Origin of the sequence: Brachybacterium vulturis, from assembly GCF_043641765.1 — a bacterium.
GTDB lineage: Bacteria > Actinomycetota > Actinomycetes > Actinomycetales > Dermabacteraceae > Brachybacterium > Brachybacterium vulturis_A.
Genome location: NZ_JBHZRO010000027.1, coordinates 1 through 12,858, shown reverse-complemented (window position 1 = coordinate 12,858; position 12,858 = coordinate 1). Strand labels below are relative to the sequence as shown.

At 61.1% G+C, this 12,858-nt stretch carries 7 protein-coding genes and 1 pseudogene; 7 read left to right on the top strand and 1 reads right to left on the bottom strand.

Annotation, left to right across the window (positions count from 1 at the left end):
- Window positions 1–30 precede the first annotated feature (30 nt).
- From ACHUEU_RS15480 to ACHUEU_RS15450, 7 genes are all read left to right on the top strand, one after another.
- A complete protein-coding gene (locus tag ACHUEU_RS15480; RefSeq protein WP_394216996.1) occupies window positions 31–4,200 on the top strand; it encodes an NACHT domain-containing protein in 4,170 nt (1,389 codons plus the stop codon).
- Between the two features lie 251 nt (window positions 4,201–4,451).
- A complete protein-coding gene (locus ACHUEU_RS15475; RefSeq protein WP_394216995.1) occupies window positions 4,452–4,727 on the top strand; it encodes a hypothetical protein in 276 nt (91 codons plus the stop codon).
- A 396-nt stretch (window positions 4,728–5,123) separates the two neighbouring features.
- Window positions 5,124–6,692: a type I restriction-modification system subunit M gene (locus ACHUEU_RS15470; protein ID WP_394216994.1), complete on the top strand. Its 1,569-nt coding sequence runs from the start codon at window positions 5,124–5,126 to the stop codon at window positions 6,690–6,692.
- Window positions 6,689–7,810, top strand: a complete 1,122-nt coding sequence (locus tag ACHUEU_RS15465; RefSeq protein WP_394216993.1) for a restriction endonuclease subunit S — start codon at window positions 6,689–6,691, stop codon at window positions 7,808–7,810. Before ACHUEU_RS15470 ends, ACHUEU_RS15465 begins: the two co-directional genes overlap by 4 nt.
- A complete protein-coding gene (locus ACHUEU_RS15460) occupies window positions 7,807–8,313 on the top strand; it encodes a DUF1643 domain-containing protein (RefSeq protein WP_394216992.1) in 507 nt (168 codons plus the stop codon). Before ACHUEU_RS15465 ends, ACHUEU_RS15460 begins: the two co-directional genes overlap by 4 nt.
- Window positions 8,310–11,420 (top strand): type I restriction endonuclease subunit R, encoded by a 3,111-nt coding sequence (locus tag ACHUEU_RS15455; RefSeq protein WP_394216991.1) that lies wholly within the window; start codon window positions 8,310–8,312, stop codon window positions 11,418–11,420. The genes ACHUEU_RS15460 and ACHUEU_RS15455 overlap by 4 nt, the downstream gene beginning before the upstream one ends.
- Before the next feature lie 137 nt (window positions 11,421–11,557).
- The gene (locus tag ACHUEU_RS15450) at window positions 11,558–12,193 is read left to right on the top strand and encodes an SOS response-associated peptidase (protein ID WP_394216990.1); all 636 of its coding nucleotides are present in this window, start codon (window positions 11,558–11,560) and stop codon (window positions 12,191–12,193) included.
- A gap of 335 nt (window positions 12,194–12,528) precedes the next feature.
- Here the strand turns inward: ACHUEU_RS15450 and ACHUEU_RS15445 are convergent.
- Window positions 12,529–12,858, bottom strand: a pseudogene (locus ACHUEU_RS15445) (hypothetical protein); the annotation flags it as partial.

Genomic DNA, 12,858 nt, shown 5'->3' with positions numbered 1-12,858 from the left:
CTCGCTCGCGTGCTCTCCGAAAGGCGTAATGTGAACATTCCTGACATCGACTTCACACACATCCGGTCCGTTGGGCCCAGCGGTCAGCGGGGCGGGTTTGAGCAGTTCATCTGCGAGCAAGTTGCGCAGGAGGCTCCGATGGTCGATGCGAAATTTGTGTCTCTACACGGCGACGGAGGAGACGGCGGCGTCGAATGCTACTGGGCCCTCCCCAACGGGGACGAGCACGGCCACCAGGCCAAGTACTGGACGGAGCACGGACGCGTCGATAAGGCCCAACTCGATAGGTCCGTCCGGGCTGCCGTGACGCAGCACCCGAGCCTGAAAAAATACGTGATCGCCATACCTGCAGACCCGACAGGGCCCACCGGTGGGAGTGGCAAGTCCCTGATGGAGAAGATCACCGACCCCGGCGGATGGCTTGAGGGCTGGCAAAAGCTGGCCGCCGAGCGCGGCATGGACGTCGAGTTCGAGCTGGAATGGGCGACAAACATTGTGAACCGTCTCAACAGACTCGACACTTCTGGTGCCCAGCGTCGTTACTGGTTCGACGTCGATGTCCTGAGTGACCAGTGGTGGGAAAACCGGCGGCAGGAAGCCGTTGACGCAGCCCGTCCCCGCGACAGGCCCGAGCTAAATGTCGAAGTCCCCGCTGCCCGGTCGATTGCCGCCCTCTGCTCTGACGACGAATGGTGGCAGATGGTTCGCGATCACGCTGATCAGATCGCCACGGCCATCGATCAGCTCCGGTACGCCGACGACGAAGTACTCGCCGCAGACCTCGACACCGCCCGCCACGCGGCGAATAGGGTCACGGACGCCATCACTTCCTGGAACACATCTCGTACTGCCGCGGAGTTCGATGATATTGAGCGCCAGCTCACCGAGGCCTCCGCTGTCATTGCCGTGCACGAGGCTGCGGAGGTCCAGGCCATGGACGACAAGCACGGCGACTGGGATAGCGAGGGCTGGCGACAGTGGCAGCGGGAGTACATGGGTCGGTTCCCCGCAACCGCCGTTGATTTGCTTCGTGAACTCGAGCAAAAACTCGTGGAGGCGACTCGGCTCATCATCAGTCCCGAAGGTAGGCTCGCCGGCAGTCAAATCGCCCTCATGACCGGGCCTGCCGGCATCGGCAAGACCTACCTCGCTATCGACGCAGTCGTTCGTCGTCTCGGAAGTGGTCGACCCAGCGTTATGATGCACGGTCGCTGGTTCAACGACCACGAGCCCCTCGCCCACCTCCGCGACGTTCTCCAAATGCCGAGCGACTTAACCAGTGAGGAGACCATTGCGCTCCTCGACCAGAGTGCTCGAGCGATAGGTGCACCAACACTTCTCGTCATCGATGCGCTCAATGACACCCGCCCACGTTCGCTGTGGCGGGACAATCTCGACCGGCTCATCACCATTCTTGGCCGATACCCGAACGTCCGGCTGTTGCTGACAGCTCGTACCCATTACGTCGCCCAGATCCTCCCGACTGATCTCGCGATTCAACGGTTCGAACACACTGGTTTCGAGAGCGTCGAATTTGAAGCCGTGAGCGAGTATGCCGCGTTCTACGGTCTTGAGGCCCCGACATCCCCACCTATCCACGGCGAGTTCGACAACCCGCTTTACCTTCGGTTGGTGTGCGAGGCTCTTCAAGCGAAAAGCCTGCTCTCGTTGGACCAGGCGAACATTGGCCTTGACGAGCTTTCCAAGATGGTGCTCGACAACGCCAACACCCTCGTCAGTGACCGTTTCGACGCCTCGCCCTCCGACCAGGTTGTACACCGTGCGATGTACGCACTCGCCGCTGCGATTGCGGATTCCGGCGGGGACCCGCTGAATCGCCCTGACGCCCAGACTCTCCTGGCCCCGATCTGGTCGGACGTCAGCTCTGAGAAGTCATTGCTTGATGCCTTGATCGCGCAAGGTCTACTCGAAGAAGACGTAATCCCTGACGGAAGTCCGTACGGCACGGACGTCGTCACCATTACGTTTGAGCGCATAGGTCATCACCTCATAGTGTCTGAAGCGCTGCATGGAGTTACCGAGATTGCCGATCTCAAACTCCGCTTCGCTGGGCGGCTCGGAAAGCTCATCGGGTTCGGTGAAACCATCGACCTCGGCCTCCTCGAAGCGACCTCTGTAGTCCTCGCGGAACGGCTCGGGCTCGAACTGACTGAGTTCCGCACCGAGATCGGCGACGATGAGGCGCTCATCGCCGCCGTCATCGCCGGGGTTGGCTGGCGCTCAGTGTCCTCAGTTACGGAAGATACCGGCGACATCATCGTTGACGCACTCCGCCTCCAAGCCACCTTCGACACCGCGCTTACCTTGCTCTTTCGGCTCGCGGCACGGCCTGAACACGCACTAAATGCCGACTTCCTCCACAGCTTCTTGATGCGTTGGAACATGGGCGCCCGCGACCAGTTCCTCCCCGGGTGGCTGCACATCACCCATGGCACCAGCGGCGCCGTCGATCGCCTCATCCGGTGGGCACGCGAGAAGTCGCTGGACCAGGTCGGCGAAGACACCACCCGTCTGTGGGTCACTGCCCTTCTGTGGACTACCAGCGCCACCGATCGCCGCGTCCGAGAATCCGCATCTATTGCCGCGGCACGCCTCCTCGTACGCCAACCGAACGTAAGTGCGGAGCTATTGGAACGGTTCACCGAGATCGATGATGAGTGGGTCGTAGAGTGCGCCCTCGAGGTCACGTACTCTGCTCTACTGTTGAACGGCACCCTTGCTAGTTGGACAACTGCGGCCCAGGCTATATGGGCCAACTTCTTTGAGCGTCCCGCAGACCTCACGCCAAACGCCGCCGTCCGAGATGCTGCCCGCAGCATCCTCGAAGCCGCAGCTGACCGGGGCGCGCTACCCCGCGGCGTCACTGAGGACCAGTTTCGTCCGCCATACTCGAGCCACTGGCCACTCGCGTGGCCCTCTGAAACCGATATCGCGCCTTACGATAACGCCGATTATCCCAAGCTCGTTCACTCGGTCACCAACGACGACTTCTACCGTTACTTGCTTGAATACGACCTCAAGAACCGGCCCGGCATCGACGTCTCCGCCGCAGCGAGGTGGGTTGTCGCTGAAGTTATTCGTCTTGGTTACCGACCGGAACGGCATAGGTCGTTTGATGGCTACGTCGTTGCCAAGTACGGTGGTGGACGCGGGAAACCAAAATGGATTGAACGCATCGGCAAGAAGTACCAGTGGATTGCGCTCAATCGGCTAATCGGGCACGTTTCGGACCATGCACCAAAGACGCAAAGCAAGTGGGACCCGCCGTTGCCGTCCGTGCCGGGCCCGGCAACTACGATCTCTAGACAGATCGACCCGACTGTCCTCGAATTCGTAGCCGCTAACAACAACCCCCGAGCCTGGGTGCCCATCTACGACTGGTCTGACACGGTGGATCTGACGGACGTCGAGTGGATAGCGAACGACGAAGACGTCCCGAACATCAAAGTCACCGAAGCTGAGTTTGACAGCAGGTCATTCATTGTTCTGTCAGGCTTCTATGACTGGAGCGATGCGATCGACCGAGGCAAACGGTCGCGCGGCATCTGGACGCATCTCTACTCTCACCTCGTCCGAAACGTCGACCTACCCGCAGCAATTGCCGAACTAGATGGCAAGGACCTCCTCGGTCATGGTATTTCCAACTCTCCGCGCAGTATGTATGGGTATGTCGGCGAGTTCCCCTACGGTCATCATCACGGGGAAAGCATTCACCTCAGAAACCACTTAAGCAGCGAACCACTCGGCGTCCACTCTCATCCCGCGTCCTGGGATATCGTAGTCGATTACGAGTACGCCACCGGGGATCACGAGACCATTTCGATTGATGTTCCAGCGCCCGAGTTCTTTGGCTCCGCCCCCGGCAACCTCGCATGGAATGGTTGCAACGGCTGGACCGACGTTTCAGATGGAAAACTAGTCGTCACCCTGCGCCACAGCGTCAATGCCAGCCAGAACGAACTCCTCATCGACACCGCATGGCTCGGAAATTGGCTCACTGTTACCCAAAAGTCGATTATTTGGATAGAGAACACCGGAAAGGATATCTACCGCGAGATGGGTGGAGGTAGCGTCCATCCTGGTGAACTTAATCGGTCCTTAGTTCATGCTTGGACGCCCGGAAGTGCAGTTCAGAAAGCAACTCCCGGTTGGCAATACTTTCCTCCTCGAGGCGAGTGAGTCAGGTGACTGCTACCGGCACGACATTAGACCTCAGTTTCGGGGTGCTTCTGTGATGTGAACAAAGCCGGGAGGATCGTTTTTCGGGAGACGGTACGCGTGCGGTTTACTGGCGTTAGTTGGTGTTGTGGAACATCGTGAAGATGACGTTGTGTTGGCGTCGGGCGAGGCAACCTACAGCGCCGTTGAAGCACGCCGTCGCGAAGATCGAACAGGCCGTGCACTCAGTGACGATCGGGTACCGACTTACCTTGTCCGGGGCACCCCTGATTGAGGTGGTCTCCTGGCACCAGGACTCCACCCTCGAGCTCTACACCGTCCGCGTCCGCGCCGGCGCCGGCGCCGGCGCCGACGAGCTCACCCTGACCGTGCCGGAGTGGGGGAGACGCGCCAACGAAATCGGCCCGTTTCTGAGGCAGTGGATCACCGAGCAAGTGCATCTCGAGCAGTCCAAGCTGCGGAAGGGGTGCCGACGCCCGGATCCGTACTGGGTTGAAGCCTGGCGCCGTACGCACCCGTGGCTGTGAGGTGTAGGGACGGGGCATGAAGAGCCCCGCCGGAAGCCGACGACGGCCAGCTGGCGGGGCCAAGTGGAGAGGCGGGCGGGCCGGTCCCTCTCTGGACGACGAGCCGAGTCTCTACGGTTCGTCGAGACCAGAAGCCGAGGGATGCACACCCGGAAATGGGTCTCCTTGCCGAAGTAGTGGGCGAGCCCAGCGTCTCGAAGGACAAGGACATCGCCGGGTCAGGACCATGCGAGCACTCTGGCGGGACTGATGGACGTTTCGGCGAGCTCGGCATCGAACCGCAGGGTGGCCCCATTCTCGTGGCGTACCTTCCCGCGTCTGCCTGCGCCGATAGGGTGGTGACTGACGCACTGGCACGACAGCGTGCGCCACCAGCACCGAGGAGACAGACAGCACATGGCACCTAGCACCAAAGAAGCCCAGCGCGCCGAGCTGCACAAGATGATCTGGCGGATCGCGAACGACCTGCGGGGAACGGTCGACGGCTGGGACTTTAAGGCCTATGTGCTGGGGATGCTGTTCTACCGGTTCATCTCCGAGAACCTGGCGGAGTACATCAACCGCGGCGAGCACGAGGCTGGCGATGAGGAGTTCGACTACGCCCGGCTGCCCGACGCCCTGGCGGAGTTCGGCCGCGAGGACACAGTGGCCGAGAAGGGCTTTTACATCCTTCCCTCCGAGCTGTTCTCGAACGTGTGCGAGCGTGCTAGGCACGACCAGAATCTGAACGAAACTCTGGAGCGAGTCTTCCAGAACATCGAGCTCTCGGCACTTGGCACCGACAGCGAAAATGACCTGAAGGGCCTGTTCGACGACCTGGACGTCAACAGTGCCAAGCTCGGCAACACCGTCGCCAAGCGCAACAAGAAGCTGGTTGACCTGCTGAACGCGATCGGGGGCCTGCCACTGGGAGGCTTCCAGGACAACACCATCGACCTGTTCGGCGATGCGTACGAGTACCTAATGCAGATGTACGCAGCCAACGCGGGCAAGTCCGGGGGCGAGTACTACACGCCCCAGGAGGTCTCCGAGCTGCTGGCCCGCATCACGGTGGTCGGCAAGACCGCAGTCAACAAGGTCTACGACCCGGCTATGGGTTCCGGTTCCCTGCTGCTGAAGTTCGCCAAGGTGCTCGGTAAGCAGAATGTCCGGCAGGGCTTCTTCGGCCAGGAGATCAATCTGACGACCTACAACCTGGCCCGGATCAACATGTTCCTGCACGACATCAACTTCTCGAAGTTCGACCTGGTCCACGGCGACACCCTCACCGACCCGGGGCACTGGGACGACGAGCCGTTCGAGGCGATCGTGTCCAACCCGCCCTACTCCACCAAGTGGGAAGGCGATGCGAACCCGCTGCTGATCAACGACGAGCGGTTCTCGCCGGCCGGAGTGCTGGCCCCGAAGTCGAAAGCCGACCTGGCCTTCACGATGCACATGCTGTCCTGGCTGGCCGTCAACGGCACGGCAGCGATCGTCCAGTTCCCGGGCGTTCTGTACCGCGGTGGTGCGGAGAAGAAGATCCGCCAGTACCTGATCGACAACAACTACGTCGACGCCGTCATTCAGATTCCGCCGGATCTGTTCTTCGGCACCACCATCGCAACCTGCATCCTGGTGCTGAAGAAGTCGAAGAAGACCAACGATGTGCTGTTCATCGATGCGTCGGCGGAGTTCAAGCGCGTCGGCAACAAGAACAAGCTGCTCGAAGAGCATCAGTGGAAGATCCTCAATGCCTTCGAACGACGGGAGGACGTCGACCACTTCACCAAGCTCGTCGCCGGTGAGAACATCGCCGCGAACGACTACAACATCGCCGTGTCGTCGTACGTGGAGGCAGAGGACACTCGCGAGGAAGTCGACATCACCGAGCTGAACGCCGAGATCTCTCGCATCGTTGCCCGCCAGGCGGAGCTCCGTACCGCGATCGACGAGATCGTGGCGGATTTGGAGGGCTCCAAGTGAGCCGCATCGACGATCTGATTCAGGCGCTGTGTCCCGATGGGGTGGCCACGACACCTCTGGGAAGTCTGCTCGACTACGAACAGCCCGGAAAGTACCTGGTTGCTTCGACTGACTACCGGGACGAGTATCCAACGCCAGTCCTGACGGCTGGGCAGACCTTCGTGCTGGGCCACACCAACGAGACCGAGGGAATATACCCGGCTTCGCGGGAGCGACCGGTTCTGATCTTTGACGATTTCACCACCACATTCCGATGGGTCGATTTTCCATTCAAGGCCAAGTCGTCCGCGATGAAGATGCTCACCCTGAAACCTAACGCACCTGCACTCATACGCTATGTGTACTTCGCTATGCAATGCATCGGATACGACCCTCGGGATCATGCTCGTCACTGGATTGGCAAGTACTCGTTGTTCCGAATTTCGGTGCCGCCTCTCGAGGTGCAGCGCGAGATCGTGGGAGTATTGGATAAGTTCACTCAGCTGGAAGCGGAGTTGGAAGCGGAGTTGGAAGCGCGGCGCTACCAGTATGAGCACTACAGGCGCGAGGCTCTCACTTTTGGTCCGGACGTCCAAACTAGCCTGCTTGGTGACCTCGCGAAGAATCTTGACAGCCGTCGTAAGCCCGTAACCCGCGGAGCACGAGTTCCTGGTGCTATCCCTTATTACGGCGCATCCGGGATCGTTGATTACGTGAGTGATCACATTTTTGACGGGGATTACCTGCTGGTGTCGGAGGACGGCGCGAATCTGTTGGCTCGCACGACGCCGATCGCGTTCTCCATCTCAGGTAAAACCTGGGTTAACAACCATGCGCACGTGCTGGAGTTCTCGACGTACGTAGAGCGACGCTTCGTTGAAGTTTACTTGAACTCAATTGATCTTGCTCCGTTTATCTCAGGTGCAGCGCAGCCGAAGCTGAATAAGGCAAATCTCAACAAAGTTCCGATCCCTGACCCTCCTATGGCCGTGAAAGAACACGTCGTCGAAGTGCTCGACAAGTTTGACGCTCTTCTCAACGGCATCAGCGTCGGCCTCCCTGCCGAGCTCGCCGCACGTCGCCGGCAGTACGAGCACTACCGGGACCGCCTCCTGTCGTTTGAGGAGCTAGTGGTATGAGCGCGGTGACGAAGCCAGTTGTGGTCGAGCGTTGGGCGGACATCTCTCAAGATGGGCTGTACCGCTACCGTCTCGGGCGGCGATGGGATAACACTCTCCCGGAGTGTGTGTTCATCATGCTCAACCCATCAACTGCAGATGCGGCACAGGATGACCCGACGATCCGGCGGTGCATGAGTTTCGCGCGCGATTTCGGCTGTGGATCGCTGCTTGTCGGCAACCTCTATGCGTTCCGAGCAACTGATCCACGAGATCTCTTCCGGTCAACGGAGCCGACCGGCGGCGCTAAGAACGATGCTGTGCTCTCTGACCTCATGGGACGTGGAGAGTATGTGATCGCCGCGTGGGGTAACCACGGGAAGTTTGCTCGTGTGACTGAAGTTGCCAGCCTGCCAGGCGTGACCCGTCTAAAGGCGCTCGGCACGACGAAGTCGGGCGCGCCTCGTCACCCGCTGTACGTGCCGGCATCAGCGACTCCTGTGGAGTGGAGGCTGCCAGCATGAGTGAGGCACCGGCACGCAAGTTCGACCCGATCGCGCTCTCCAGCGAGAGCACGGTCGTGGCGGAGCACGTCCAAGAACCGTCGCAGGTCGAGGCCTACCAGTCGGAGGCGGATCTCGAGCGCGAGATGATTCGCCTCCTCGAGAGCCAGGCGTACGAGTACTTGTCCATCACCTCCGAGGCTCAGCTGGTCGCGAACCTTCGCGCGCAGCTCGAGAAGCTCAACAAGATCACCTTCTCGGACGTTGAGTGGGAGCAGTTCTTCAGCCAGCGGGTCGCCGGGGCCCACGATGGCATCGTGGAGAAGACCATCCGTATCCAGGAGGACCCCGTCCAGCTCCTTACCCGCGACGATGGGTCGACGAAGAATGTCCGGCTCATCGACAAGGCGGATATACACAACAACCGCCTGCAGGTGCTCAATCAGTACCGGACCGGTGTTGACAAGGGCCTGGGCGCCCGGGCCAATCGGTACGACGTCACGGTGCTGGTCAACGGCCTGCCAATGGTGCACATCGAGCTGAAGCGCCGTGGTGTGGACATCCGCGAGGCGTTCAACCAGATCGACCGGTACCAGCGAGACAGCTTCTGGTCCGGTTCGGGCCTGTTTGAGTACGTGCAATTGTTCGTGATCAGCAACGGGACGCTGACGAAGTACTACTCCAACAGCACGCGACGGGCCAGGGTGGACGAGGCGGGAAAGGCCCGGCAACGTCCCGGCCGGCAGACCTCGAACAGTTTCGAGTTCACCTCCTGGTGGGCCGACGCGACGAATAGGCCGATCACCGACCTGGCCTCGTTCACGAAGACGTTCTTCGCCAAGCACTCGCTTCTGAACGTGCTGACGAAATACTGCATCCTCACGGCCGACCGGGTGCTGCTGGTGATGCGCCCCTACCAGATCGTGGCCACCGAGAAGATCTTGCAGAAGATCGAGATTTCCACCAACTACAAGATACTCGGCACCGTCAAGGCCGGCGGGTACGTTTGGCACACCACGGGCTCCGGCAAGACGCTCACGTCGTTCAAGGCCGCCCGACTTGCCTCACAGCTGGACAGCGTGGACAAGGTCCTGTTCGTGGTAGACCGCAAGGACCTCGACTACCAGACGATGCGCGAGTACGACCGGTTCGAAAAGGGTGCGGCGAACTCGAACACGTCCACGGCGATCCTGAAACGTCAGCTGGAGGACCCGTCCAAGCGGATCATCATCACCACGATCCAGAAGCTCTCGACGTTCATCAAGGCCAACAAGGGCCATGAGGTGTTTTCCGGCCACGCGGTCATCATCTTCGATGAGTGCCACCGGTCCCAGTTCGGTGATATGCACACCGACATCACCCGAGCCTTCAAGCGCTACAACCTGTTCGGCTTCACCGGCACGCCGATCTTCGCGGCCAACGCCGGCAGCGGCGGCAACCCGCGGCTGAAGACCACCGAGCAGGCCTTCGGCGACAAGCTGCACACCTACACGATCGTCGACGCGATCACGGACAAGAACGTCTTGCCGTTCCGCATCGACTACATCAGCACGATGCGGGTGGGCAATCCAGAGGACAAGCAGGTCTCCGCGATCGACACTGAGAGGGCATTGCTGGACCCGCGGCGGATCAGTGAGGTCGTCAGGTACGCGCTGGAGCACTTCGATCAGAAGACCCGACGTGCCTCGTCCTATCAGCATGCAGTCGTCACGAACGTTGAAGAGTCCTCGCGGACCTCCCGCCGGGCCGAGGCTTTTCGGCAGAGCAAGCGTGTGCGCGGGTTCAATGCATTGTTCGCCACCGCGTCGATCGAGGCCGCCAAGGCGTACTACACCGAGTTCGCTCGTCAGCAGGAACAGCTTACTCCCGACAAGAAGCTGAAGATCGGAGTGATCTTCTCTTACGGCGCCAACGAGGCCTCCGCGGACGGTCTCCTCGACGACGAAGCGTTTGACACCGAGGGGCTCGCGGGCGACTCGCGCGCCTTCCTCGAAAGCGCCATCGGTGACTACAACCAGATGTTTGCCACCAGCTACGACACCAGCGCTGACAAGTTCCAGAACTACTACAAGGACCTGTCGCAGCGGATGAAGAACCGCGAGATCGATCTGGTCATCGTCGTCAACATGTTCCTGACCGGCTTCGACGCCACGACTTTGAACACCTTGTTCGTGGACAAGAACCTGCGCATGCACGGCTTGCTGCAGGCCTACTCGCGCACGAACCGGATCCTGAACTCGGTGAAGACCTACGGCAACATCGTCGCCTTCCGCAACCTGGAGGACGCGACCAACGAAGCCCTCGAACTGTTCGGGAACAAGGATGCCAAGGGCGTCGTGCTCCTGAAGCCCTACCAGGACTACTACAACGATTACACCCAGAAGGTCTCCGAGCTGCTGTCCGAGTACCCGCTGGGTGAGCCCATCGTTGGGGAGCAAGCGCAGAAGGACTTCATCGCTCTGTTCGGGCAGATCCTGAAACTGCAGAACATCCTGGTCTCGTTCGACGAGTTCGCCGGCAACGACCCGCTCACTGCGCGGCAGGGCCAGGACTATCGCAGCGTCTACCTAGACCTCCACGCCGAGTTCCGCCGCCGTCAGGACGGCGACGAGAAGGAATCGATCAACGACGACGTTGTCTTCGAGATCGAACTGATCCGTCAGGTCGAGATCAACGTTGACTACATCCTGATGCTGGTCGAGACGTACCGAGCTGAGCATGGCGACGGTGCAGACAAGCAAGTCCGCGATGAAATTGCCCGCGCGGTCGATGCCAGCCCGAGCCTGCGTAATAAGCGGGACCTGGTCGAGGACTTCGTGGACCGAGTCTCCTCCGACGGGGCCGTGGATGAGCAGTGGTGCGCCTACATCGCCGAAAGCCGACGGGCTGAGCTGGAGCAGGTCATCACTGATCACCGGCTGAAGCCTGAGGCCGCGCGGGCTTTCATGGAATCTGCGTTCCGGGACGGCGAGCTCCGCACCGGGGGCACGGCGATTACTAGGGTGCTGCCGCCAGTGTCCCGGTTCGCTGCCCAGGGAGGCCGAGCCGACACCAAGAAGCGCGTGATCGATGCCCTCATCCGCTACTTCGACCGCTTCTTCGGGCTCAGCGCCAGAAAGGATGTGTAGGGCTTCCGGCGCCGTCGGTGGCCCCGGGGGATGAGTAGTCGAATGAGCACCCATGCCGCGATGCGCGAGGACGGGCTGCACACGCCCGGATGGGACTCGGATACTGGATGGCCCAGTGATCACTCAAGGAGGCCGTGATGTGTGGCAGATTCACGCTTCAGTTCGACGGCGCCGGGCTGCTGCACGCCTACGTCGCGACCAGCGATGATCGCGCAGGCGAGTGGGAGCCGATCTACTCGATCGCCCCGCGCACGAAGGCGCCGGTCGTGCGGGAATTCCTCGATGACGAAGGCGAGCTGCAGCGGCGTCTCGAGCTTGCGCGATGGGGGCTGCACCCCTCGTGGGCGAAGGACAAGGGACCCCGACCGATCAACGCCCGCATGGAGACCATCGCGACGAACGGGATGTTCCGCGGCCCATTCTCCAGCGGCCGCGCCGTCGTGCCGATGACCAGCTACTACGAATGGGTCGAAGCCGATGACGGCGGGAAGGATCCGTACGTCATCCACCACCCAGACGGGAAGCTGCTTCACGCCGCTGGGCTCACCGCCGCCCGGAAGGCCGAGGACGGGGAGAGCTGGGACATCACGTTCACGATCGTCACCCGCGAGGCGCGCGATGCCGGCGGCGAGGTCCACGACCGGATGCCGGTGTTCCTGACCGACGAGGCCGCGGGGGATTGGCTAACCCTGGGCAAGCTCGACCCGGAGCAGAAGGACCCGATCCTCGCGAGGATCAACGAAAGTACCACGTCTTTGGTCGGAAGTTTATAGATACACTCGGTCGATCAACAAGTCAGCAATGTGGCTGCTTCCAGACTTCTGTGACGGCGTTGGCCGCAGGGTGGGTACGTTGACGCGGGCAACGACGGTGAAGCCTCCAGAAGAAGGAGAATCTCAGGCTCGCCAGGCGAGACTCGGCACGCTCTCTTGTTTCAAACTTTTCGACCTCGACACATTACGGCCCGGATGGACTGGGCCCGGTAGCCCCCGTCTGACCGGGGTTCCGCAGAATTGAGTGCGGCTAGAGGCATGAATGCGCGTGCTGACCTGCAGTAAGGCGTGCTGGCTCGGGGGTGGGGCGTGTATCTAGCCCTGGGCGCTGCTGGTCAGGCGGCCGGTGTCATGCCCGTCAGGCGCTTCGGGACCGGGAGTCCGGCGGTGGTGAACAGCTGGTTCTGCTCAGCTGAGGGCCGGGTCAGGGTCTCTACGGTGCCGTCGTCGCCTGCGAGGGTGACCTGGTGGAGGCGCTGGACCTGGCGCCGGATCTGTTCCCAGGTGGTCTCGGTGCGGTTCTCCAGCAGGCGGATCATCAGCAGGCCGAGCCAGCACAGGGTGACGTGGGAGCGGATGCGGTCCTCGCGGCGGTGGAACACCGGCCGCAGGTCGAGGGTGGATTTCATGTCTCGCCAGCCGCGTTCGACCTCGAGCAGCTGCTT

Coding starts and splice junctions, on each gene's coding strand:
- ACHUEU_RS15455 (WP_394216991.1), top strand. CDS start 8,310: ATGAGTGAGGCACCGGCACGCAAGTTCGACCCGATCGCGCTCTCCAGC.
- ACHUEU_RS15460 (WP_394216992.1), top strand. CDS start 7,807: ATGAGCGCGGTGACGAAGCCAGTTGTGGTCGAGCGTTGGGCGGACATC.
- ACHUEU_RS15450 (WP_394216990.1), top strand. CDS start 11,558: ATGTGTGGCAGATTCACGCTTCAGTTCGACGGCGCCGGGCTGCTGCAC.
- ACHUEU_RS15470 (WP_394216994.1), top strand. CDS start 5,124: ATGGCACCTAGCACCAAAGAAGCCCAGCGCGCCGAGCTGCACAAGATG.